The following is a 22,787-nucleotide window of genomic DNA, read 5'->3' on the forward strand; positions in this document are numbered from 1 at the left end:
TGACAAACTGGCCTGACATCCGGGCTTGGCCGTGCGCCCCCAGGAAGTCGGCCGCTATGCACCTCATCTTGGGTTCGCTCTGAGCATCCGCTCAGGTTGACCTCATAGTGTGACCCGAATGTCTATCAACCTGGCCGCGCGGGAGGGCGGTGGCGGGCTGCAAGCCGTGGCCCGAGCGCAGGTGCTTCCGCCGACCCGCCGGCAGACATGGCTGGACGCCCTACGGGGTGTGGCCGTGATCGCTGTGGTCTTCGAACACTTGCTGGATCCCCTCTTTCCCGAGGTTCGCGCGATCATCAGCCCATGGTTCGACTTCGGCCAATACGGCGTCATGATGTTCTTCCTCGTCAGCGGGTACGTGGTGCCGGTCTCGCTCGAACGGCGCGGTAGCATCGCCGGGTTCTGGATCAACCGGCTGTTCCGGCTTTACCCCCTGTGGATCGTCGCGGCGATCGCCGGGACCGTGTTCGGTCTCCTTCCGGTGTACTCGGCCCTGCCCGGCCAGTTGAGCGACCACCCGGCCGTGTCCACAGTGGCTCACCTGACGATGCTGCAAGATGTCCTTCAGGTGGTCAGTGTCGTCAACGTGTTCTGGACGTTGTCCTACGAGATGGTGTTCTACCTGCTGGTGACGGCGATGTTCGTGTTCGGGCTGCACCGTGCGAGCACCACCGGCGCGCTCGCCTTCGCGGCAGCGGGCGTGCTCGTCGGTGGCGTGCTTCCGGCCGGCGCCTTGTCCCGCGGTCTCGGCGGTGACGTCGTCGTGCTGATTGCCACCGTTGTGCTGATGGCGGGAGTCGCCGCGATCCTCGGCGGTGGTCATCGCCTACGACTATGCGGTGCGACTGCCGTGGCGGTCCTGGTCGTGGTGCTGCTGGGGGTAAACAGCCGGATCGGGGCCTGGCAGAGCTTGGCCATCGTGTCCACCATGCTCGCCGGTACCGCGTTCTATCGACTGGACCACGGGCAGCTCAGCCGGGCAGGAGCGGGCTGGCTGATCGGACTGGTGCCCATCGCGTCCATCGCCGCCGCGGTCTGGTTCGGCCCCGGCTGGGGCATGTCCGACCAGCAGGCACTGGCGTTCAAGTGGAGTTGGTCCACTGCCGTCGCGGCGGCGTGGCTGACCTTCGTGATCGGCCGTCTTCTGCGGTCCGCCGCTCTGCCGCGCTTCCTCGTACGGCTCGGGCTGATCAGCTACTCCATCTATCTGCTCCATCCCCTCGCGATACAGGCCATGCGACGGTTGATCCCGGATGCCGCCCTGATCCCATTCCCCGAGCGGCTGACGTGGTCCATCGTGCTGATGGCGGCGGTACTCTCCTGCGCTGCCCTGAGCTACCGGTTCATCGAGCAGCCGGCTCAGACACTCGGCCGTCGCCTGGCCCACTTGGCTACTCGAAGACGAGGCGAGACGACCGGTTGACCCAAACCGTTCCGGTCGCACCTTCGCGGAGTCTCAATGCCCACGCAAGCGCGTCGTCACCGACCATTGCGACGGTGAGATCTCCTATCGACCCAGCCGGCGGCATGTGCTCGGCCAGAGCGGCCCCGGAGACGGCGACAACGTCTACATCGACTTCACCGTCGCCTGTAACCCCTCCGCAGCGATCGTTCATGGGTTGATGCGTGAGCTCGCCGAGCACCAGAATCAGGGGGCCGCGATCACCGTGAGCATCGATCGCATGCGAGAACTGCTCACGCGCCCAGAGATCACCTATTTGATCGCGGAGAGGGGCGTCGAGTCCCGCGCCGCCGGGGAGTCATGATGGGCCGCGCTCGGCCGGCAACACAGGGGAGCCCTCCGGCGGGAACGGGTCGTTGCCGGGCGCGATGGCGCTGGTCGCGGACCTTGTCATCGGTTGTCCCTGCAGAAAGTCAGTGGAGATGGACGCCTTCGGGCAGGTGCGCCTTGCCCTTCGGGACGAGCGCGACCGCGATGAGTGCGGCGACGACCGCCGCGCCCGCCGCCACCGCGTACGCGGCAGGGAAACCGCTGGCCGTGCCGGCCTCGATGCCGCGAGCTGCGATCGCGGATACGACCGCGACGCCGACTGACCCACCGACCTCGTGGAAGGTGTTGACCACGCCGGAAGCCAGTCCCGCCTCGTGTTGAGAGACGTATCCGAGCGCGGTGGTGGTGGCGGCGACGAACGTCAGGACGATGCCGCCCGCGCCGATCGCCAGGCCGGTGATGACCCCGGCGGTGCCGTCCACCAGGGCGAGGACGGTCGCGCCGGCGGCGGCCAGCAGTAGTCCGCTGACGGCGGCCCCCCGCGCGCCGTGCCGATGGATGACGTGCCCGGCCAGGTGCCCGACAGCCCCGGTCGCGAGCGCCACCGGCACGAACAGGAGCCCGGTGACCAGCGCGGGCATGCCCTGCACCCGCTGCAGGTAGAGCGAGCCGAGGAAGACCATGGCCAGCAGCAGCGCGGTGGCGGCGAGCATCAGGAACGCGCCGGTGGCGACCGGCCGGCGGGCCAGGATCCGCACGTCCATCAACGGTTCGGCGGTGGCTCGCTCGACCACCGCGAACAGAACGTATCCCGCCAGGGCGCCACCGAGCGCGAGCAGGGTCGTGGCCGACCCCCATCCGGAGTCGCCCACGTTGACCAGGCCGTAGACGAGGGCCGCGGTCGACCCGGTGGCCAGGACGGCGCCGGGCAGGTCGATGCGCCGCCGGCGCGCGGGACGGTGCGCGGCGACCATGCGGGGCAGCAGAACCAGCACGGCCAGCCCGACCGGGACGTTGATGAAGAACACCCAGCGCCAGCCGGGCCATGCGGTCAGCAGCCCGCCGAGCAGCGCGCCCGCCGCGAATCCGGCTCCGCCGAGCGCCGCCCATGCGCCGAGCGCTTTGCCGCGTTCGGCGCCGTGGAAGGTGCGGGTGATGGTGGCCAGCGCGGACGGGGACAGCAGCGCCGCGCCCACGCCCTGGGCGAGCCGTCCGCCGATCAGTACGGGCCCGCTGGTGGCCAGGCCCGTGACCAGCGAGGCGAGGGTGAACAGGGTCAGGCCGGCCAGCAGGATCCGGCGCGTGCCGTAGGCGTCCCCCAGGCGGCCGCCGAGCAACATGAGCCCGCCGAAGCACAGCGTGTAGGCGGTGACGGCCCAGGTGAGCCAGGCGCGGTCGAGGTCCAGGCCGGAGCCGATGCTCGGCAGCGCCACGTTGATCACCGTAACGTCCAGGATCAGCATGAACTGGGCGACGCAGAGCAGCACGAGAGCGATCCACCGCCGCGAGTCCGGCACCGCTTGCGTGGCTGAGTCAGTCACGAGGCCTCCGTAAGTAAACACTGATGTTCGACTTACTGTAGCCCCTTATGGCCAAAACCTGAACACTCTTGTACGAATTAGCTGCTCGCGCGGCGCGTGCCGTACGACCACCTCGCCCCGCTCGACGTCCAGGCCGACGCCCTTGAGCACCTCCAGTTCGCCGAAGCGCTTGCGCAGCCCGCGGACACTGATCGGTCGGCGCGGGGCACCCAAGGGGCGGGCCGCGCGTCCAGACACTCTGGCTACTTACGGCCCAGGGCGCGGAGTTGGTCCAGGCTCACGGAGGAGACGTTCTGGTCCACCGGGCTGTCGGTGTACTGGTGGATGGTCCACGTCTTCCACGGCGGGGGTGGCGTGACCGTACCTTTGGCCTTGCTGTAGTGGGCGACCCACAGCGGATACTGGCCGAGGCCTTGACCGTATTTGCTGGCGAAGTTCCAGCCGGAGTAGAACAACGGGGTGACGCCGGTCTTGGCCTTCACCCGCTCCAGCCACGTCTTGGCCCAAGCGTTGACGTAGGCCGCGGGTTTGCCGTCGGTGGTCTCCAGGTCCAGGGCCAGGAGGTCACCGGGCTTGGCCGGCTGCTTGTTCACCACGGACAGGAAGAAGTCGGCCTCGGCGACGGGGTCGTTGGCCGGGCGACCGTAGTGGTAGGCGCCGCGCACCATGTTCTGCCCGGCCATCTCGGCCCAGTGGCGGGCGAAGGCGCGGTCGGTGAAGTCGGTGCCCTCGGTCGCCTTGACGATGCCGAACTCCGCGCCACTGGCAGCCCAGTCGTGCGCCGGCTCGTAGTTGGAGACGTCCTGGCCGTAGGCGAACTCATGGGCATGCGCGGAACTGGCGACGGACGCACCAGCCACGGCGGTGATCATGGTCAGCAAGGCGGTCGCCGCGAGCTTACGCACGATTCCGGGAGTGGCCATTCGGGCGATGTTGATCTTCGGGGCTGGGGTAGGACGGTGGTCGGCCATCGGTAGGGAGTTCTCCTTGCTTCCATACCGCTTACCGGGTTAGCTGACGGGTTCGGGCGTGGAAGCTGCCCTATGGCACTATCCGTGCCAATTCACCCCAAGTAGTACGAACGGGTCCCCGGTTCCGCCCGCAGGCGGACTCAGCGGTCACAGGCGCGCCTGCGATGTCATGCGATGCTCAAAGTAGCGACCGGACAAACCGGATGTATTTCGCAGAAGATAACGTATTAACCAAAAGCCTGACAAGTAGACAAACCGCAAGTTTTGCGAGTGCGACATCACAGTCGTGTAGGCGAGAACCCGGTGGCGCTGCAGCGCCTGAAGCACCTTGCGAACCGAGACGGGCTTCCGGCACCGTCCGCTCCGGGACCGATCAGCAACTTCGTGGCCGGCGATTCGATGTGGCTGAGCAGGGGCGCCTTCTGTACCGGCCCGAAGTCCATGCCGCCGTTGCCTTGCTCTGGCCGAAGGCCCAGGCTGATCTCCTGCGTGGCAAGTGGCGCTTCCTACTATCCTGCCTAATAGCTGATGCCTGCCGGTGCGAGGGGCGTGGCCCCCTCGCGGTGGCGGCCCGGCTCACACTCGCACGTGTGGCGGGGAGGATACGGAGATCCGCTCGGCCACCATGGACTGGAAATGGGAACAGCTGGTGAAGTCCTCGTGGTCGCAGTCCAGTGCGCAGTCGATGAGCTCGAGCGACGCCTGCGCCTCGGCGATGCGCCGGGCGAGCTCCGCCCGACGGCGCAGCAGGACACCACGCCGTTCCGCCGCGTCCGAGGTGGTCATCATCTCGCGGATGTCGTCGAGGCTGAATCCGGCTTCCTTGGCGCGCAGGATCACGGCCACCCGGTAGAGGTCGTCGGGCCCGTATCGGCGGCGTTCCCCGCCGATCCGGGCCGGGCAGAGCAGGCCCATGGCCTCCCAGTGCCTCAGGACATGCGTGGCCAGCCCGAACCGCTCCGCGATGTCGCCGATGCTCATGGTCGCATTTGACTTCATGCCGACATTAAGTCGCATGCTGGCTCGCATGTCCAAAACGACGGAACACATGGAATCATTCATTCAGCTGCTCGACGTCGTCGACGCGTTGCCGGGGGCGGTCGCGTTGCGGGCGCGCTCGTCCGAGCTGCTCGGCCTCCCGGACGGCGCGGCCGTGGTGGACGTGGGCTGCGGCGCGGGACGTGCGGTACACGAGCTGGGGGAGCGCGGGGCGCGGGCGATCGGCGTGGACGTCAGCGAGGAGATGATCGCGGTGGCCCGCCGTCGGTGGCCGCAGGCCGACTTCCGGATCGGCGACGCCTTCGGCCTGCCGCTCGAGGACGGCGAGGTCGCCGGGTATCGAGCCGAGAAGGTCTTCCACGAGCTCGCCGACGCGGCCAAGGCGCTGGAGGAGGCCAAGCGGGTGCTCGCTCCGGGCGGTCGCGTCGTGCTCATCGGGCAGGACTGGGACACCTTCGTCATCGACTCCGACGACCCGGCGCTCACCCGGACCATCGTGCACGCCCGCGCCGACCTGACCGCCAATCCGCGGGCGGCCCGCCGTTACCGCAACCTGCTGCTCGACACCGGGTTCGAGGACGTCGCGGTGGAGGCGCACATGAGCGTCTTCACCGACGCGGCCATGCTGCCCATGCTCACCGGCATCGCGGAGGGCGCCCGTGCGGCCGGAGCCGTCACCCCTGAGCAGGAAGCGGCGTGGGTGAGCGAGCAGAAGGAACGAGCCCAGGCAGGTCGCATGTTCCTGGCGTTGCCGATCTTCATGGCCTCGGCCTCGCGACCTGAGGAGTAGCGCACGCGCCGCGGCGGTTCGCGAGCTCGCCAAGGCCGCGCATCATGCCGGAGGTCTACCGGAGTCGGCGGACGCCGGCGTGACCGGCAGGCCGCGTCACCGGGGCAGCGGGCAGGCGGCCCATCCGATGGTGCCGAGCCGGCCGTCGCCGGCCGTACACCATCCGCAGCTGCGGCACCGCGGGGTGATCGCCGAGGTCGAGCACCCCTCGCTCGGCTCCGTGCCCCTGCCCGGCGTCACCGTGAAACTGTCCAGGACACCTGGCTCCGTACGGCTCCCGCCGCCTCGTCTCGGCGAGCACACGGCAGAGGTCCTGGCCGAGTGGCTCCAGGACTAGGACGTCGGTGAAGCTGCCGAGGCCGTACCTGGTATTCGGGCGGATATGTCGTCGATCAACCGACTTGTCCTGTATTTTGATCATTCATCATGGTGAAACCGGAGCGGTGCTAGCTTGACTCAAGCTCTTCCGGGTGAATCAACAAAGCACCCTGCATCGCAGGGGTTTCCTCGCCCTGGCGGGCGGCGCCCTCGGCGTCCTGGCGGTCGGGCAGATCGCCCAACCCGCGATGGCGCACGCCGACGATGTGGACGCGGTCCCGTTCACCCTGGGGGTGGCCTCCGGCGATCCCGATCATCACAGTGTCGTGTTGTGGACCCGTCTCGTCGCCGATCCGCTGAACGCCGAGACCGGGGGCATGCCGGCCGAGCCGGTCGAGGTCTTATGGGAGGTGGCCCGCGACGACGCCTTCCGGCACGTGGTGCGGCGCGGTTCGGTGACCGCGGTGCCCGAATCCGTGCACACGGTGCACGTGGTCGTGGACGACCTGGCGCCGGATCGGTGGTACTGGTACCGGTTCAAGGCCGGTGACACCTACAGCCGGACCGGCCGGACCCGCACGATGCCGCCGCCCGGGGCCAAGGCGGACCACATGCGGTTCGCCTTCGTCTCCTGCCAGTCGTGGGCCGGCGGCCCCTACCCGGCCTACCGCGACCTGGCCGAGCAGGACGTCGACTTCGTCCTGCACCTCGGCGACTACATCTACGAGACCGCCAACGGCGGCCTGACCGAGTTCCGCCGGCTGCACGCGCTCTACAAGACCTCGCCGCACCTGCGCGCCGCGCACGCCCGTTTCCCCTTCTTCCTGACCTGGGACGACCACGAGGTCCAGAACAACTACGCGGGCGACATCCAGGGCGGCGCCGGGGACGGCAGACCCTTCCTGGAGCGGCGCGCGAACGGCTATCAGGCGTACTACGAGCACCTGCCGATGCGCCCCGCCCAGCAGCCGCACGGCCCGGACGCCCTCATGTACCGGCGGTTCGACTTCGGCAGGCTGGCCGAGTTCAGCATCCTGGACACCCGGCAGTACCGCAGCGACCAGCCGTGTGGCGACGGCCGCAAGGCCCCGTGCGCGGAGACGGCGGACCCGGCCCGCACGATGACCGGGCCGGAGCAGGAGCAGTGGCTGCTTTCCGGCCTGGGCCGGTCCAAAGCCCGCTGGAACGTCGTCGCGCAGCAGACCATCATGGCCCAGTTCGACTACGACCTCGGCCCCGGCAAGATCGTCAACCTGGACGAGTGGGACGGCTACCCGGCCGCGAGGTCCCGCATCCTCGACTTCATCGCCGAACGCCGGCCGTCCAACCCCGTGGTGCTCAGCGGCGACTGGCACACGCACTGGGTCAACGACCTCAAGACCGACTTCGACGACCCGAACTCGGAGACCGTCGCCACCGAGTTCGCCGGCACGTCGATCTCCTCCGGCGCCGGCTGGGACGCGGACGTGCGGGCGGGCCTGGCGGCCAACCCGCACGTCAAGTTCTACAACGGCACCTACCGGGGCTACGTCATCTGTGACGTCACCCCCGAGCGGTGGCGCAGCGACCTGCGGATCGTCCTGGCCGCCGCGGACCCGGCCTCCCCGGCGTACACCATCGCCGCCTTCGAGGTGCGCGACGGCGAGCCGGGCGCGCGCCGGATCGACGAAGGCGACGGGCTGGCGGGCCGGGTCACGGACAAGGCCACCGGCACCCCGCTGCCCAACGTCCAGGTGACGGTGACCGCGGCGGACACCGGCCTGCGGATCGCGACCGGCACCACCGACGCGACCGGCGAGTTCCTCGCCTTCGCGCCGCCCGGCGACTACAAGATCGCGATCAACGGCGTCGGGTACGAGCCGGTCACCGTCACGGCCAAGGTCACGCAGGGCCGGCAGACCCGGGTGGAGCCGGCGCTCGAGCGGGCGGCGGTACGGGCCGGCACCGGCCGTTCCGTACCGGGACCGCAGTCCCAGGCGGCGCTCACCGACATCGTCCTGTCCAACGACCTGGTCGCCCTGACGGTCTCGGCCGGCACGCAGGACTCGCAACTGCCCGGTGTGACCGTGGGCAAGCCGATGGATCTGGCGGCCGTCGGCCACCTGGACCAGATCGACTGGCTGAACCTGCCCTACGCCTCCCTCACGCAGCCGCGCGGCGGCAACGCCTGGCAGCAGCTGACCGTGCGGGCCGACACGACGCAGGTCGTGTCCGCCACCGGTCCGGAGGCCGTGGCCCGAGCCACCGGAGCGTGCACCGCCGCACCGGAGGTGCGGGTGGTCACGACGTACACCATCCGGGCGGGAGAGCCCTGGGTCAGCGCGGAGAGCGTCTTCACCAACCAGGGCACGGCGGCGCGGACGCTGTGGATCGGCGACGTGATCGACCACGACGGAGCGGGCCAGCGCAGCGGCGTACCCGGCGCCGGGATCGTGACCGCCTCGGCCCCGGCCGACTTCACCCCGGCCGCGCCGTGGATCGGCATGACCGGATCGGACGGGCAGACCTACGCGCTGCTGTACGACGAGCCGGGCTTCACCGCCTACGCCTGCGGCATCTGGGTGATGAGCCAGCGCCAGGTGACCATCCAGCCCGGTGCGGCGTTCACCCTGCGCCGCAGGATCGCGGCGGTGGACAACGGCGGCGCGGCCGACCCGTTCGCGGTGCTCGCCAACCTGTGATCGGCCGGAAGAGCCGCCCCGCCGGTCCCGCACCGGCGGGGCGGCTCCTCCGCTGGGGGAGGAGTGCGTCGTCCTGGATCGGCTGCTCAGGCGGTGTCGGCGACGGCGTGGATGAGGTTGCGGGCCTGCCCGACGATGGCCAGTCGCCAGGCGTCGAATGTGGCGTCGCTGGGGTTGAAGTCGGTTTCGAAGTGCTGCATGTCGGGGGTGTGGATGTGGCCGGCCGGGATGTCGAGGCCCAGGCGGTCGCGCAGGAGGGTGTTGCGGTAGGCGCTCTCGTTCGACAGGTAGTTGCCGCCGCCGCCGCTGTAGGCGCACGATCCGGGGCTCGGTGGGACGGGAGCGGTGGGCGGCGGGTACTCGGTCGGCGGCGGGTTGTTGCGCGTCACGCGAGCGGTCGACGCGCAGTCCGGGAACTCCGTGTAGTTGGTGTGCCAGACCACGCCGAACGCCACCGAGGGATCCGGCCAGGTGTCACCGGGCGGCCGTGGAATCGAGGCTCCGGTGTTGGCGCCGATCATCTCGGCGATCGGCAGGGTCGCGCTGGTCCACTGAGGCGGGTCGGTCAGGCTGAACTGCCCGGGTCCGCCCCAGCGGTCGACCACGGTGGCGTTGCACCCGTTGTTGTTCACCGCGAGTTGCGGAACTCCGTCGACCGCCGCGCACGGCCGGAAATTGTCGTTGCCGAGGGAAACGCCGTGGTAGCGCCCGTTCCACTGCTCCAGATTGAACACCGCGCCGCCGGCCTGGCTCACCGTGATGGACGCGTCCACCTGCTTGGGCCCGGGACGCATGAACGGCCCGACAGTGTCCTCCAGATACCCGCGCTGGAATTCGGGGTAGCTGACGGGAAGCGTATAGGCCTCGATACGCGCGATCTTGCCGTTCTTCGTCCGGTACGTGGTGCCGTCGAGGGCGAGCGCGGTCGCACCGGAGGGGTTGCCGTGCCGGATGTTGTTGCCCACCGATCCGGGCGCGGTGCCGGCCTTGCCGCCGTCGAGCGTGTACGGGTCGAAGCCGCTGATGATGACCCGCTTCACCCCTTTGCCGCTCGGGAGGTCGATGTCGAACATGCCACGGGAGGCGCGGTCGAACGCGGTGATCAGTTCGGTGCGCTGCGTGCCGGACAGCGGGAATCTCGGTGTCCACTGCCGCAGGGCGGCGGTCGACTGCAGGCGGGTCCAGTAGAGCGGCCGGTCGTCGCTGTACGGGAGGTCGCCGTTGCCGCGGTCCTGGTGCTGCGCCCGCCGTACGGCGTCTTTCCAGAGCCTCTCGCCCCTCTGGCGGACGAGTGCCGTGGCGGCCTTGAGGCTCGGCGTACGGCAGAGGTCGCGGGTCAGGGCGGGGGCGAAGTCCTGGAAGCCGCCGCCCTCGATCAGCTGCTGCGCGAACGTCCGCGACTGCGGCACCGACGGGTCGGCGTTGTCGGGGAGGGTGAAACCCAGCCGGTTCTCCTCCACCGAAGGCGGCACGCTGGCATCGAGGCAACTGTGCGCGTTCTGCGCCGAGACCGGGCCGGCCGTGACGAGAACGAACGCGGTCACGACCGCCATGGCCAGTACGCCGGCGGACTCGGGTCGTAAGTACTTCATTCTGAGCGCTTCCTCCTCATGGGCTTCCGCTCCCCGAACGGGGTTGTCCGCAGCCGAGGTGAACTCCACACCGCCGAACGTCAGGACCGTCGGCACCGCGAACCCGCCATGACGGCTCTCCGGCCTGCGGGTTCATCTATCGGCAAATGGGGGGCTTCTTCGGCTGCTCGTGAGGTTGTGATGCCGTTGACGAGGTCGTGATACGCGGACCTGGGTTCGGATCGTGGACAACTGGGAGCTACGAGCCGTAAAGCCCGAAGACGGCCCGACTTTATAGAATCGTTCAACAATCCGTCAAGAGGACAACACATCACCGGTCATCTGGAGAACGTCCAGAACTCCGACGCGTTCTCCTTGGTCGCCACCTTGACGGGTACGGCGATCGTCTTCGCGATGGTCTCGCCCCTGGCGGCCCGGATGGCGCCGTCCACCGCCTGCCGGCCGATCATTCTCGGCTGCTGGGCGACCGTGGCGGCCATCGTGCCCGCCACCACCGCCCTGATCCCGTCCGGCGTGCCGTCGAAGCCGACCACCTTGACCTGCTGTCCCGCCCTCGCCCCCAAGGCCTTGATCGCGCCCAGCGCCATCTCGTCGTTCTCCGCGAACACGCCCGTGATGTCGGGATGCGACTGGATCAGGTTCGTCATGACGTCCAGGCCCTTGGCCCGGTCGAAGTCGGCCGGCTGCCTGGCGACGACCTTGATCTTCGGGTACGCGGCGATGCCCTCGGTGAAGCCCCGCCCCCGGTCGCGCGAGGCGGAGGTGCCGGCCTTGCCCTGGAGCACGACCACCTTGCCCTTCTCGCCGAGCTGCTCGGCCAGCTCCTGGGCGGCCAGCCTGCCGCCGGACACGTTGTCGGAGGCCACGGTCTGGGCCACCGCGACCCCGTTGATGGCGCGGTCGGCCGCGATCACCGGGATCTTCGCCCGGTCCGCCACCCTGACCGCGGGGGCGGCCGCGTCGGAGTCGACCGGGTTGATGATGATCGCCTTCTTGTGCTGGCTGGCGAAGTTCTGGATCTGGTTCATCTGCTGGGAGGCGTCGTTCTGGGCGTCGGTGACGGTCAGCGTGGCCCCGAGCTTTTCCGCCTCGGCCTGCGCGCCGTCGCTGAGCTGGACGAAGTAGGGGTTGTTCAGGGTCGACACCGACAGGCCGATCTTGGGCTCTCCCGTGGCTCCGCCCTCGCAGGCGGCCAGGCCGAACGCGGCACCGGCCAGGATAATCGCGGGAATCCGCATGATCTTTCCCTTTCTAGTTCGTTCCCCGGCGTCGCAGGGTGTCGACGAGGACCGCGAGCGCGATCACCACACCGATCACGACCTGCTGCCAGAACGCCGAGACCGACAGCAGGTTCAGGCCGTTGCGCAGGACGGCCAGGATGAGCGCGCCGATGAACGTGCCGAGCGCCCTGCCCTTCCCGCCGGACAGGCTCGCGCCGCCGATCACGACGGCCGCGATCGCGTCGAGCTCGTAGCCGGCCGCCGCCTGCGGCTGCGCCGAGGCCAGCCGGCCGGCCAGCACGATCCCGGCCACCGCGGCGAAACCGCCGGACAGCGCGTACGTGATGAGCTTCTGCCTGCCGACCTCGATGCCCGACAGCCGCGCGGCCTCCTCGTTGCCGCCGATGGCGTACATGGCACGGCCCGGGTAGGTACGGCCGAGTATCACGGCCGCGACCACCCCCATGATCACCATGACGATGACCGGGATGGGCAGGTAGGGGCCGATCCTTTCGCCCACGTGCGAGACGGCCTCCGGCATCGCGATCGGCCTGCCCTGCGAGATGACCAGGGCCAGGCCGCGGGCGATGCCCATCATGGCCAGCGTGGCGATGAACGGCGGCAGCTTCCCGTACGCGATCAGCCCCGCGTTGACCAGCCCGCACACGACGCCGACCGCCGGCGAGACCAGGGTGGCCAGCCCCCAGGGCAGGCCCGCGGTGGTGGCGGTCCAGGCCAGCGCGGTCGCGGAGAGCGCCGCGACGGAGCCGACGGAAAGGTCGATGCCGCCGGCCACGATCACGAACGTCGCCCCGAACGCCAGGATCGCGGTGACGGCGGCCTGTACGGCGACGTTGAGCAGGTTCGTGACGCTCAGGAAGTCGGACGACAGCAGTGACAGGGCCACGACCAGCACGACGAGCGCGGCGAAGGCGGCGTTCTCGGCGAGCCACACGGAGGTCGGCGATCGGCGGGCGAGCACATTACCGGACACGAGGGCCTTCCGTGTCCGTGAGTGCCAGCGCCAGCACGCGGTCCTGCGTGGCCTCGGCCGCCGGCAGCTCGCCGACGAGCCGGCCCCGCGCCATGACCAGGATCCGGTCGCTCATCCCGAGGACTTCGGGCAGATCGCTGGAGATCATGAGCACCGCGTGCCCCGAGTCGGTGAGCGCGTTGATGAGCCGGTAGATCTCGACCTTGGCCCCGACGTCGACGCCGCTGGTGGGCTCGTCGAGGATGAGCACGACCGCGTTCGCCAGCAGCCACTTGCCGATGACCACCTTCGCCTGGTTGCCGCCGGAGAGGGTGCGTACCTCCTGGTCCAGCCCGATCATCCGGAGGCCGAGTTGTTCGGCTACCTTCGCGGCTGCCCTGCGCTGGCGGGCACGATCCACGAACCCGGCCCTGGTGGCGCGGCGCAGGGTGACGAGGCCCAGGTTCTCGCCGATGCCGGCGCCCAGCACCAGCCCCTGACCCTTGCGGTCCTCGGGGACCAGGCCGAGCCCGGCCTCCACGGCGGCGTGCACGTCGCCGGGCGGCAGCCGCCTGCCCCGTACGACGACCTCGCCCGTGTCGTAGCGGTCGGCCCCGAACACGGCCCGCGCCACCGCCGTGCGGCCCGAGCCCACGAGCCCGGCCATCCCCACCAACTCGCCCGCGCACACCTCGAACGACACGTCGTCGAACGCGCCGCCGCGGGTCAGCCCCGACACCTGGAGCAGCGCCTCGCCTCGCTCGCACGGCCTCCGGGGATAGTGCTGGGCTACGGGCCGCCCGACCATGAGGCCGACCAGCTCGTCCCTGCGGGTGTTCGCCGGCACCTCGGCCACGGACCTGCCGTCGCGCAGCACGGTCACCCGGTCGCCGATCTCGGCGATCTCCTCCAGGTAGTGGGTGATGAACACGATCGACACGCCCTCGTCGCGGAGCTGCCGGACGATCGCGAACAGCGTGGCGACCTCGCCGGTGGTGAGCACCGCGGTCGGCTCGTCCATGATCAGCAGCCGGGCGTCCCACGCCAGCGCCTTGGCGATCTCCACCATCCGCATCCCGGCGATGCCCAGCCCGGCGACCGGCGTGCGTGGGTTCACGGCCACGCCCACGCGGTCGAGCAGCCGCCTGGCCAGCCGCTCCATGCGCTTGACGGCCACGAACCCGAACCTGCCCGGCGGGCGGCCGAGCGCCAGGTTCTCCGCGACCGAGAGCTGGGGGACCAGGTTGACCTCTTGATAGATGGTCGCGATGCCGAGCCGCCGCGCGTCGCCCGCCGTGCGGATGTCCACGGGCCGGCCGTCCATGAGGATGCGGCCGCCGTCGGGGCGGCCGGCGCCGGAGAGGACCCTGATCAGGGTGCTCTTGCCGGCGCCGTTCTCGCCCAGCAGGACGTGCACCTCCCCGGTGCGCAGGCTCAGGTCCACGCCGTCGAGCGCCACCACGCCGGGGAACTCCTTGCGCAGCCCCTCGGCCCGGAGTATCTCCTCGCTCACCCCGTGATCCCTTTCCGCTCAGGGGGGCGGTGAATCCATGAACACGCAGCCGCAAGGGACAGACGCGCCGCTGTAGGCGAGTGGGAAGGGGGCGCTTCCCTTGTTGCTAATTGTAGTCAACCAAGCACGGAATGTATTTGTTGGATGCCGGTGAGCGTCTCAACCAGAGGCGTCACCGAGCGACCACAGTCCCCCGCATCTCCCCGCAGAAGGAGAACACGCATGCGCTTGCAGCGCACCTCGCTCGTCCTCGGCGGCATCGCCTTCACGGCCATGCTGCTGTCCGGTCAGGCCTCCGTGGCTCAGGCCGCCCCGCCCGCAGGCAACGGCTGCCTGGCGGACGGGCAGATCGGTAGTTACCTGTCGAAGGAAGGCAGCGCGAAGGCCACCTTCTCGCGCGCGTTCCTGGACGGGCTGAACCGCGCCGGGATCACGTTCGAGGCGCTCGACCCCATCGTGCTGGTCGACGGCGGGACGGCGGCCTGGATGCCGATCGGCGAAAGGTACGACAACATCGAGACGCCCAGCGGCCGGGTCTGCTATCCGGGCGGCTTCCGGCTCACCAGCCGGACGACCGGGACGGTCTACGAGATCGAGACGTTCTGGGTGCTGTTCGCCGCCATGGGTGACAGCAGGTTCTTCGCCACCCCCAAGATCAACGGGCTGCCGCGCCCCGGCGGCGAGCTGACCATGGTCAACTTCAGCGTCCCGCAGGCTCTCACCCCCGGGAACTTCGTCCCGCACAACGGCGGCATCGGCCCCAAGAAGGTCATCATGTCCATGGACGCGGCCTGGGCCGACGATCTCAACGACGCGCTCGGCACGAACTTCCGCGCCGGCATGCACTGGAGTGACCTGGACATCGCCTGGAAGAACCCGCCGAGCAGGCCCATCCCCTCGGGCGCCTCGCTCGGCCTGCTGGGTCTGCGGCTCGTCGCCGACGCGATCCAGCAGGGCCGGCCGGGCTCGTCGCTGCCCGTTCCGAACCTGCCGGGTCCCGGCCTGTTCTGACGGAGGCGGCCAGGGTCACAAAACCACGCCCAAAGGCGCACTGCAGTCATTCAATGAAAGAGTCGCTATTTCCGATTAATGTCCAATCTGGACCAATATCAAGTGGAAATAATTAGAGTTTTCTCCGACGCCGAAGAATGCATTTACAAAGTCTTTACTTACCGTGATCCGCTGACTATGTTGAGTGCGTCTCGGCAGGTCACAGGGCCTGCATCCCCATCGGCGAAAGGTCGGAAAGCATGCGTGTTCTCGTCAGAATCGCAGCACTGGTCGCCATCCTGTTCATGGCGACTCCAGCGCTGTCGGCCGCAGCCAGTCCGTTCCCCCCGATACCGGGACTCCCCGGCGCCCCGTCCCCCAAGCCGCCCACCGCGAGCTGCTTCGAATTCCCCTATTTCGGTCCGAAGGGGCACGCCGACTTCGACTTCGGCACCGAGGTCGTCAACCTGCTCAACGAGCGCGGCGTACAGGTCGAGGGCATCGACCCCATCGAGGCCAAGCCCGGCAACACAGGCGTCTACATGCCCATCGGCTGGCAGCAGGACCACATCGACCCGTGCAACGGCGTCTACTACCCCGGCGGCTTCACCCTCAACGACGTCCAGAGCGGCCACCGGCTGTCCATCCACGACATCTACCTGCGCCCCGACGGCGCCCACGCGCAGGTGAGCATCGACGGTGTGGAGCAGGGCGAGCAGTTGGTGGCGACGTACAAGCTGCACGAGTTCCTGCCGGGCGTCCTCACCCCGCGGCCGCTCGAGGGCGGGATCGGGCCGAAGGTCTGGCCGTTCTACGTCAGCGCGTACCTCGGCCAGACCGTCGGCGAGCTCACCGGCATCCAGCTCAACGAGGGCGACTACCTCGCCAACCTCGACGCGGTGGTGCAGTACGTGCCGTGACCTGCCCGGACTGACCTACCTGAAGTGAGACCGGCGGCGCGGCGGGCGCCGCCGGTCCGCGCGAAACGAGGGACACGATGCAACAGACCCGCACCAGAACCTGGATCCTCGTCGCCGCGGCCGCCACCGCCGTGCTCGCGGCGAGCGTGCTGCTCGGCCCCGCGATGGGGCCCGGCACCGCGACCAGCCACTGGGACGCCCCGGCCACCTTCGCCGACAAGCAGATCGACGCGACCGACCTGTACGCCTTCACCAGCCCCGACAAATCGGACACCGTCACCATCGTCGCGAACTACATCCCGTTCCAGGTGCCCGACAAGCCCTACCAGTTCGACACCAACGCCCGGTACGAGGTGCACATCGACAACACGGGCACCGGCAAGCCCGCGCTCACGTACCGATGGACGTTCAAGAACAAGGGTCTGCCGGTGCCCTCGTTCCTCCGCAAGCAGGAACGCACGCACATGGCGGGCCCGGAGTCGCTGGTCGAGCAGAGCTTCACGCTGACCAGGCTCCGGCCGGGAAAGGCGGCCGAGACCCTGGTCAAGGACGGGTACGTGGCGCCGGGCGACATGGGCGCCCTGGTCACGCCCGGCTACGCCAAGCTGCGCAGGAAGGCCGTCATCGGCCTGCCCGGCGGCGGGACGGTCTTCACCGGGCAGGCCGCCGACCCGTTCTACTCCGACAACGACGCCGTCAACCTGCTCAGGTTCGGCCTGCGGTTCTTCCCCGTCAAGACCGGCGTGCCGATGAACGTCAACGCGCTGGCCCTCCAACTGCCCAAGTCGGAGCTGGCGCTCGGCGGCGACCCGGCCGCCAACCCCGTCATCGGCGTCTGGACCACGGCCGCTCGCAAGTCGGTGTCGCTGCTCGGCGGCTCGGGCGACTACAAGCAGGTGTCGCGGCTGGGCAACCCCAACTACAACGAGGTCATCATCCCGAAGTCCGCGCGCGACCGCTTCAACGGCCTGCGACCGGAGGGTGACGAGAACGGCGGCCTGGTCGTCCCGGCCACGCTGGACCCCGACCAGGCCAAGGTCGTCGCGTCCAGGGCCGGCGTCAAGGCGCCGGACGCGCCGCGCAAGGACCTGGAGGAGATCTACCTCACCGGCCTGACCCGCGAGGGCCCCATCCAGGAGGACCTCAACTCGCACCGGCTCAACCGCGACACCTCGAACGCCGTGCGCGCGGAGGAATTGCGGCTCAACATGAGCACCCCGGTCACCGCCGAACCCGACAAGTACGGCTACCTCAAGGGCGACAAGCAGGGCTACCCCAACGGCCGCCGGCTCGTCGACGACGTGGTCACCGTCAACCTGCGGATGCTCCTGGGCGAGCCCGCGGGACCCGGCGCCCCCGGCCTGATCGACGAGAACAACCCGGCCTTCCTCACCAAACCGATCACCGACCACTTCCCCTATCTCGCACTGCCCGTCAGCGCCTAGAGGACCAGATGACACACGTACGGAGATTCCTGCCCCTGGCGGGCTGCGCGCTCCTCGGGTGCGTGCTGCTGGCCCTGTTCGCTCCCGGCGGCCTGCTGCGCCGGGACGAGCCGCCGGAGCGGGCACGGTGGTCGCCGTACGGCCTGAGCGTGTTCATCGACGACGCCCAGCGATACCTGCGCCGGCAGCCGGACGACGCGCCGGCCTGGGCCGAGCTCGGCGGCGCGTACCTGGAGCAGGCCAGGCGCACCGGCGACGTCACCTACTACGGCAAGGCGCAGGGAGCCTTCCAACGCTCCCTGCGCCTGTCACCGGGCGAGCCCGACATCGACGCGGTGATCGGGATGGGTTCCCTGGCCAACGCCAGGCACGACTTCGCCGGCGGGCTGCGCTGGGGCGAGCGCGCCCGCCGGGCCGCACCGTACCGCTGGCCGCTGTACGGCGTGCTCACCGACGCCTACCTCGAACTCGGCGCGTACGACAAGGCGGAGCGCGAGCTGCGGCGCATGCTCGACGGCCGGCCCGGCCTCGCGTCCTTCACCCGCGCCGCGCGCCTGCAGCACCTGCGAGGACGCGCCGACCACGCGCGCGCCGCCCTGGAACGAGCCAGGGAGATCGCCGCCGACCCCGCGGAATACGCCTTCTGCCTGTGGCAGGTCGGTGAGCTCGCCTGGAACGAGGGCGATCCGCACCGCGCCCTCGACGCCTATACCCAGGCGCTGGCCGCCGATCCCGGCCACGCCCCCTCCCTGGCCGGCGCCGCCCGAGCCCAGCAGGCGCTCGGCCGCACCACGGAGGCACTGCGCGGCTACGCCGCCGCCGTCGCCCGCGCCCCGTCGTTCGTCGTGGAGTACGGCGAACTGCTCGAGCACCTCGGCAACCGGGCCGAAGCCCGCCGCGAGTACACGCTGTTCACCGCGCAGACCAAGCTGCTGGCCGCCAACGGGGTGAGCGACGACCTGGCCGCCGGCCGGTACGAGGCCGACCACGGCGACCCCGCCGCCGCCGTACGGCTGCTGCGGAAGGAGTGGGAACGGCGCCGCAGCGTGGAGGTCGCCGACGCCCTCGGCTGGGCCCTGCACCGGGTGGGCCGGCCCGCCGAGGCGGCCCGCTACGCCGCCCTCGCCGACCGGCTCGGCGGGCACAACGCCCTGTTCGCCTACCACCGCGGCGAGATCGAACGTGCGCTGGGCCACCCCGCATCCGCCCGCGCGCACTGGTCACGGGCGTTGTCGCTCAACCCGTACTTCTCCTTCGACGGGCCGGCCAAGGCCCGGGCGGCGCTGGCGGAAACGGCATGATCGGACCGGTCATGGCGGTGATCCTGGCCGCCCACCCGCTGGGGAACTTCAGCGTCAACCACTACGACGGGCTGACCGTCTTCCCGGACCGGATCGAGAACACCGCGATCATCGACAAGGCGGAGATCCCCACGCTCCAGCAGCGGCAGAGCGCCGAGTCTCCCGCCGCCTACGCCCGCCGGGCCTGTGCCGAGCTCGGCGGCGCCGTCCGCGCGCAAGCCGATGGGCGCCCGCTCACCTGGCGGGTCACGGACGCCTCCTTCGGTTACCACGCGGGCACCGCCGGCCTGCAGACCAGCAGGCTCACCTGCCGCCTGACCGCGCCGCTGCGGGTGGATCGGACGCTCGCCCTCACCTTCGCCAACCCCTATCTCGGCGCGGCCGTCGGCTGGCGGGAGATCACGGCGACCGGCAGCGGCGTGCGGCTGCGCGCGTCCAGCGTGCCCGCTCGCAGCGTCTCCGGCGAGCTCCGCGACTACCCGTCCGACCTGCTCAGCTCGCCGCTCGACATCCGGCAGGCGCGGCTCACCGTGGAGCCGGGCAGCGGTGACGGCGGCACGGCCGTGCGGGTTCCGGGCGTGGACGTGGTGACCCGGTACGCCGGGATGCTCGCGGACCGGCTCAACGCGCTGGTCGGCGCCGAACGCCTGACCCTGCCGCTCGGGCTGCTGGCGCTGCTGGTGTCCCTGGTGCTGGGAGCCGTGCACGCGGCCATGCCCGGCCACGGGAAGACCGTCATGGCCGCCTACCTGGCCGGACGCGACGGCCGGCTGCGCGACGCGGTCACCGTGGCCGTGACCGTCACGATGACGCACACGGCCGGCGTGCTGATCCTGGGCGTGCTGCTGTCCCTCACCGCCTCGATCGCGGGGCAGGTGGTGCTGGGGTGGCTCGGGCTGGTCAGCGGCCTCATCATCGCGGCCATCGGCACCGCCCTGCTCTGCTCGGCCGTACACCCCCGGCACGGCCACGGCCATGGGCATCCCGTTCGATCGGAACGTGGGGTCGTCGCGCTGGGCGTCGCCGGCGGACTGGTGCCGAGCCCGTCGGCGCTGGTGGTGCTGCTGGGGGCGGTGGCGCTCGGACGCACCGCGTTCGGCATCGCGACCGTCGTGTGCTACGGGCTCGGCATGGCGCTGACCCTCCTCGCCGCGGCACTCGCCCTGCGCCGCCTGCGCGACCTCCCGCTGACCCGCCGCCTGCACCGGCTACGCCCCTACACCGCGACCATGACCGCCGCCCTCGTCCTGCTCGTCGGCGCGGGCGTCACCCTGCGCGCCGCCGCCTCCCTTATTGTTAGGTAAGGTAAACACCTCCAACTGTACAGTTTGGACTTAAGGCTTTAGGGTGGAGGTATGGACGGGAGAGGCACCTCCGAGCTGGCGGCACGTGCGGGGAGCGATGTGTGGGTGGTGTTCAGCCGCCTGCGCCGCAGACTCAAAGACCTGGCCGTCGAGGGTGATCTCACCCCGGCGCAGGCTTCCGTGCTGGCCCGGCTGGACAAGCAGGGGCCGGCGTCGGCCAGTGATCTGGCGGTGGCCGAGCGGGTGCGCCCGCAGTCCATGGCGAAGATCGTCCTGGCGCTGGAGCAGTCCGGACTGGCCGAGCGGCATCCCGATCCCGGAGACGGGCGCCGCCAGCTGGTCACCCTGACCGAGCCGGGGAGAGAGCGCCGGCTCGGCGACCGGCGGGCCCGCGAGGAGTGGCTCGTATGCGCCCTGCAGGAGCGGTGCACCGAGGCGCAGCTGCGCTCGGTCATCGAGGTGATGGCGCTGCTGGACGACGTGACGCACGCATGACGCGGCTCTCAGCCCTGGCCGTGACCGTGGCGGACCGCTCGCTGCGCCGGGTCGGCCGCTTCCCCGGCTCCGACTGATCGCGCATGACACTCCAGTATCAGAAAGGCACCACCATGTCCGTCACGACCCTCGACCCCACGACCGCGCTGGTCGTCATCGACCTCCAGAACGGCGTCCTCGGCATCCCCGGCGCCCCGTACGGCACCTCCGACGTGCTGGCCCGCACCGTGGAACTGGCCGAGTCCTTCCGCGCCCACGACCTGCCCGTCGTCCTCGTCCGCGTCAGTTTCGCCGCCGACGGATCCGACAACGTGCCAGGACGCAGCCAGGCGCCCGGGCGACGCGGCACCCCGTCCGACGGGTGGGACCTCATCGCCGACGATCTGGCGGGACACCCGCGGGACATCGTCGTCACCAAGCGCAACTGGGGCGCCTTCTACGGCACCGACCTGGACCTCCACCTGCGCCGCCGCGGTGTCACCCAGATCGTGCTGACCGGCGTCGCCACCAGCATCGGCGTGGAGTCCACCGCCCGCGCCGCCCACGAGCACGGCTATCACCTCACGCTGGCCACCGACGCCATGACCGACAGGGACGCAGAGGCCCACCGCCACAGCGTCGAGAAGATCTTCCCCCGTCTCGGCGAGACCGGCACCACCGCCGAGATCCTCGATCTGCTCACCAAGACGCACTCATAGTCGCGTTTCAAGGTGATTGCCTTAATAAGGCGATCGCCTTAGAGTGGCGAGATCAGGCTCCGGAGCAGGAGGACAGGATGACTGCTGACTCGATCCCCGATTACCCCTTCGACCGCGCCACGGCCTTGGAGCCGCCGCCGGAGCTGGCGGACCTGCGCGAGCGGTGCCCGGTGGCGCACGTGCGGTTGCCCAGCGGGGATGTGGCCGGCTTGGTGACCCGGTACGACGATGCCCGCACGGTGATGGCGGACCCGCGCTTCAGCCGCAACCTCGCCAGGGAGGGCGCCGCCCGGCTGTCCACCACCGAGGACGGCGGCCTGTTCAGCAGGCGCAAGGAAGGCACCGTGGACATCAACGAGGGGCAGGGGCACCTGCGGTGGCGGCGGCTGCTCAGCCGCTCGTTCACGGTGCGGAAGATGGAGGCGTGGCGGCCCAGGATCCAGGCGATGACCGACGAGCTGCTGGACGCCATGCTGGCCAAGGGCTCACCGGGGAACCTGTCGTCCGGGCTGGGGCTGCCGCTCCCGGTGCGCGTCATCTGCGCGCTGGTCGGCGCGCCGAGCGAGGACCAGGACAAGTTCGCGCACTGGTCGCGCACCATGCTGACGCTGACGCGCAACACCCAGCAGGAGGTCGACCAGGCCCACCGGGAGTTCAACGCGTACGTGTCCGACCTGGTCGACCGCAACCGGGCGGACCCGGGCGACGACCTGCTCAGCGAGCTGACCCAGATCTCCGACGCCGAGGACGGCCGGCTCAGCCATGACGAGCTCATCGCCACCGTGCGGGGACTGCTGCTGGCCGGGCACGAGACGACGTCCAACATGATCGCGATCATGGTGGCGATGCTGCTCGCCGACCGGCAGCGGTTCGAGGCCGTGATCGACGATCCCGAGCTGGTCTCGGGCACCGTCGAGGAGGTCCTGCGGCTGGACAGCACGCTGTCGGTCATCGGGGTGCCCAGGTTCATCACCGAGGACGTCGACCTCGGCGAGATCACGGTGCCGGCCGGCACGACGCTGATCCCCAACACGCCCGCCGCCAACCGTGACCCGGGCAAGTTCGCCGACCCCGACCGGTTCGACCCGCGCCGGCAGAACAACAACCAGCACCTCACCTTCGGCGCCGGTCCGCACTACTGTCTCGGGCAACCGCTGGCCAGGACGGAGCTGCAGGTCGTGCTGGGCACCCTGGCCCGGAGGCTGCCCTCGCTGCGGCTGCGGGACTCCGCGGACGACCTCCGGCTGCGTACCGGTGGGATGTCCGGAGGGTTGCAGGACGTATGGGTGACGTGGTGACCTTCC

The 22,787-nt window shown here is 70.0% G+C and carries 20 protein-coding genes and 1 riboswitch; of the genes, 13 read left to right on the plus strand and 7 right to left on the minus strand.

Features of this window, described 5'->3' with window-relative positions:
* The first annotated feature begins 118 nt into the window (after positions 1-118).
* Together ACFLIM_RS23810 and ACFLIM_RS23815 are read left to right on the plus strand one after the other, a co-directional pair.
* Entirely contained in the window at positions 119-1,423 is a 1,305-nt protein-coding gene (locus ACFLIM_RS23810) for an acyltransferase family protein (RefSeq protein ID WP_393168885.1), read from the plus strand.
* A 106-nt stretch (positions 1,424-1,529) separates the two neighbouring features.
* Positions 1,530-1,766 (plus strand): hypothetical protein, encoded by a 237-nt coding sequence (locus tag ACFLIM_RS23815; protein ID WP_393168887.1) that lies wholly within the window; start codon positions 1,530-1,532, stop codon positions 1,764-1,766.
* Positions 1,767-1,875: 109 nt separating this feature from the next.
* On the opposite strand, the gene ACFLIM_RS23820 is transcribed toward ACFLIM_RS23815, so the two are convergent.
* The 3 genes from ACFLIM_RS23820 to ACFLIM_RS23830 form a co-directional block, all read right to left on the minus strand.
* Positions 1,876-3,273, minus strand: coding sequence for an MFS transporter (locus ACFLIM_RS23820; protein ID WP_393168890.1), 1,398 nt, complete (start codon positions 3,271-3,273; stop codon positions 1,876-1,878).
* A 242-nt stretch (positions 3,274-3,515) separates the two neighbouring features.
* On the minus strand, positions 3,516-4,196 hold the full coding sequence (locus ACFLIM_RS23825; protein ID WP_393168892.1) for a glycoside hydrolase family 25 protein: 681 nt from the start codon (positions 4,194-4,196) through the stop codon (positions 3,516-3,518).
* A gap of 61 nt (positions 4,197-4,257) precedes the next feature.
* Positions 4,258-4,400: riboswitch (cyclic di-AMP (ydaO/yuaA leader) on the minus strand.
* 420 nt (positions 4,401-4,820) lie between these two features.
* On the minus strand, positions 4,821-5,225 hold the full coding sequence (locus ACFLIM_RS23830) for a MerR family transcriptional regulator (protein ID WP_393168893.1): 405 nt from the start codon (positions 5,223-5,225) through the stop codon (positions 4,821-4,823).
* 67 nt (positions 5,226-5,292) lie between these two features.
* Here ACFLIM_RS23830 and ACFLIM_RS23835 point away from each other — a divergent pair, with 67 nt between their 5' ends.
* The 3 genes from ACFLIM_RS23835 (at position 5,293) to ACFLIM_RS23845 (ending at position 9,032) form a co-directional block, all read left to right on the plus strand.
* A complete protein-coding gene (locus ACFLIM_RS23835) occupies positions 5,293-6,033 on the plus strand; it encodes a methyltransferase domain-containing protein (protein WP_393168895.1) in 741 nt (246 codons plus the stop codon).
* A gap of 79 nt (positions 6,034-6,112) precedes the next feature.
* Entirely contained in the window at positions 6,113-6,370 is a 258-nt protein-coding gene (locus tag ACFLIM_RS23840; RefSeq protein WP_393168897.1) for a CoA transferase, read from the plus strand.
* 133 nt (positions 6,371-6,503) lie between these two features.
* On the plus strand, positions 6,504-9,032 hold the full coding sequence (locus ACFLIM_RS23845) for an alkaline phosphatase D family protein (protein WP_393168899.1): 2,529 nt from the start codon (positions 6,504-6,506) through the stop codon (positions 9,030-9,032).
* An 86-nt stretch (positions 9,033-9,118) separates the two neighbouring features.
* Here ACFLIM_RS23845 and ACFLIM_RS23850 read toward each other — a convergent pair whose 3' ends face one another.
* The 4 genes from ACFLIM_RS23850 to ACFLIM_RS23865 all read right to left on the minus strand — a co-directional run bounded on the left by ACFLIM_RS23850 (position 9,119) and on the right by ACFLIM_RS23865 (position 14,330).
* Positions 9,119-10,624, minus strand: coding sequence for a hypothetical protein (locus ACFLIM_RS23850; RefSeq protein ID WP_393168902.1), 1,506 nt, complete (start codon positions 10,622-10,624; stop codon positions 9,119-9,121).
* Positions 10,625-10,941: 317 nt separating this feature from the next.
* On the minus strand, positions 10,942-11,862 hold the full coding sequence (locus ACFLIM_RS23855; protein WP_393168905.1) for a D-ribose ABC transporter substrate-binding protein: 921 nt from the start codon (positions 11,860-11,862) through the stop codon (positions 10,942-10,944).
* Positions 11,863-11,875: 13 nt separating this feature from the next.
* Complete coding sequence (locus ACFLIM_RS23860; protein ID WP_393168906.1) at positions 11,876-12,838, minus strand: ABC transporter permease; 963 nt, start codon at positions 12,836-12,838, stop codon at positions 11,876-11,878.
* Positions 12,828-14,330, minus strand: coding sequence for a sugar ABC transporter ATP-binding protein (locus tag ACFLIM_RS23865; RefSeq protein ID WP_393168908.1), 1,503 nt, complete (start codon positions 14,328-14,330; stop codon positions 12,828-12,830). Before ACFLIM_RS23865 ends, ACFLIM_RS23860 begins: the two co-directional genes overlap by 11 nt.
* A gap of 222 nt (positions 14,331-14,552) precedes the next feature.
* Here ACFLIM_RS23865 and ACFLIM_RS23870 point away from each other — a divergent pair, with 222 nt between their 5' ends.
* From ACFLIM_RS23870 to ACFLIM_RS23905, 8 genes are all read left to right on the plus strand, one after another.
* Positions 14,553-15,341 carry a hypothetical protein gene (locus ACFLIM_RS23870; protein ID WP_393168911.1) on the plus strand — a complete coding sequence of 263 codons (789 nt, stop codon included), beginning with the start codon at positions 14,553-14,555 and terminating at the stop codon, positions 15,339-15,341.
* Positions 15,342-15,580: 239 nt separating this feature from the next.
* Positions 15,581-16,240 (plus strand): hypothetical protein, encoded by a 660-nt coding sequence (locus ACFLIM_RS23875; protein WP_393168912.1) that lies wholly within the window; start codon positions 15,581-15,583, stop codon positions 16,238-16,240.
* Between the two features lie 77 nt (positions 16,241-16,317).
* Positions 16,318-17,685 (plus strand): DUF4331 domain-containing protein, encoded by a 1,368-nt coding sequence (locus ACFLIM_RS23880; RefSeq protein WP_393168915.1) that lies wholly within the window; start codon positions 16,318-16,320, stop codon positions 17,683-17,685.
* Positions 17,686-17,693: 8 nt separating this feature from the next.
* Positions 17,694-18,986, plus strand: coding sequence for a tetratricopeptide repeat protein (locus ACFLIM_RS23885; protein ID WP_393168918.1), 1,293 nt, complete (start codon positions 17,694-17,696; stop codon positions 18,984-18,986).
* Positions 18,983-20,290, plus strand: a complete 1,308-nt coding sequence (locus ACFLIM_RS23890; protein WP_393168920.1) for a High-affinity nickel-transporter — start codon at positions 18,983-18,985, stop codon at positions 20,288-20,290. Before ACFLIM_RS23885 ends, ACFLIM_RS23890 begins: the two co-directional genes overlap by 4 nt.
* A gap of 51 nt (positions 20,291-20,341) precedes the next feature.
* The gene (locus tag ACFLIM_RS23895) at positions 20,342-20,785 is read left to right on the plus strand and encodes a MarR family winged helix-turn-helix transcriptional regulator (protein ID WP_393168923.1); all 444 of its coding nucleotides are present in this window, start codon (positions 20,342-20,344) and stop codon (positions 20,783-20,785) included.
* Positions 20,786-20,898: 113 nt separating this feature from the next.
* Positions 20,899-21,483, plus strand: coding sequence for a hydrolase (locus ACFLIM_RS23900; RefSeq protein WP_393168925.1), 585 nt, complete (start codon positions 20,899-20,901; stop codon positions 21,481-21,483).
* Positions 21,484-21,560: 77 nt separating this feature from the next.
* Positions 21,561-22,781 carry a cytochrome P450 gene (locus tag ACFLIM_RS23905; protein ID WP_393168926.1) on the plus strand — a complete coding sequence of 407 codons (1,221 nt, stop codon included), beginning with the start codon at positions 21,561-21,563 and terminating at the stop codon, positions 22,779-22,781.
* Positions 22,782-22,787 lie beyond the last annotated feature (6 nt).

Origin of the sequence: Nonomuraea marmarensis, from assembly GCF_043197025.1 — a bacterium.
In the GTDB taxonomy this organism is placed as follows: Bacteria; Actinomycetota; Actinomycetes; order Streptosporangiales; family Streptosporangiaceae; genus Nonomuraea; species Nonomuraea marmarensis.

Bases quoted from the DNA above. Each gene is read 5' to 3' on its own strand.
- ACFLIM_RS23825 (WP_393168892.1), bottom strand. From the start codon at position 4,196: ATGGCCACTCCCGGAATCGTGCGTAAGCTCGCGGCGACCGCCTTGCTG.
- ACFLIM_RS23810 (WP_393168885.1), top strand. From the start codon at position 119: ATGTCTATCAACCTGGCCGCGCGGGAGGGCGGTGGCGGGCTGCAAGCC.
- ACFLIM_RS23880 (WP_393168915.1), top strand. From the start codon at position 16,318: ATGCAACAGACCCGCACCAGAACCTGGATCCTCGTCGCCGCGGCCGCC.
- ACFLIM_RS23870 (WP_393168911.1), top strand. From the start codon at position 14,553: ATGCGCTTGCAGCGCACCTCGCTCGTCCTCGGCGGCATCGCCTTCACG.
- ACFLIM_RS23885 (WP_393168918.1), top strand. From the start codon at position 17,694: ATGACACACGTACGGAGATTCCTGCCCCTGGCGGGCTGCGCGCTCCTC.
- ACFLIM_RS23900 (WP_393168925.1), top strand. From the start codon at position 20,899: ATGTCCGTCACGACCCTCGACCCCACGACCGCGCTGGTCGTCATCGAC.
- ACFLIM_RS23835 (WP_393168895.1), top strand. From the start codon at position 5,293: ATGGAATCATTCATTCAGCTGCTCGACGTCGTCGACGCGTTGCCGGGG.
- ACFLIM_RS23875 (WP_393168912.1), top strand. From the start codon at position 15,581: ATGCGTGTTCTCGTCAGAATCGCAGCACTGGTCGCCATCCTGTTCATG.
- ACFLIM_RS23905 (WP_393168926.1), top strand. From the start codon at position 21,561: ATGACTGCTGACTCGATCCCCGATTACCCCTTCGACCGCGCCACGGCC.
- ACFLIM_RS23895 (WP_393168923.1), top strand. From the start codon at position 20,342: ATGGACGGGAGAGGCACCTCCGAGCTGGCGGCACGTGCGGGGAGCGAT.
- ACFLIM_RS23830 (WP_393168893.1), bottom strand. From the start codon at position 5,225: ATGAGCATCGGCGACATCGCGGAGCGGTTCGGGCTGGCCACGCATGTC.
- ACFLIM_RS23890 (WP_393168920.1), top strand. From the start codon at position 18,983: ATGATCGGACCGGTCATGGCGGTGATCCTGGCCGCCCACCCGCTGGGG.
- ACFLIM_RS23855 (WP_393168905.1), bottom strand. From the start codon at position 11,862: ATGCGGATTCCCGCGATTATCCTGGCCGGTGCCGCGTTCGGCCTGGCC.
- ACFLIM_RS23850 (WP_393168902.1), bottom strand. From the start codon at position 10,624: ATGAAGTACTTACGACCCGAGTCCGCCGGCGTACTGGCCATGGCGGTC.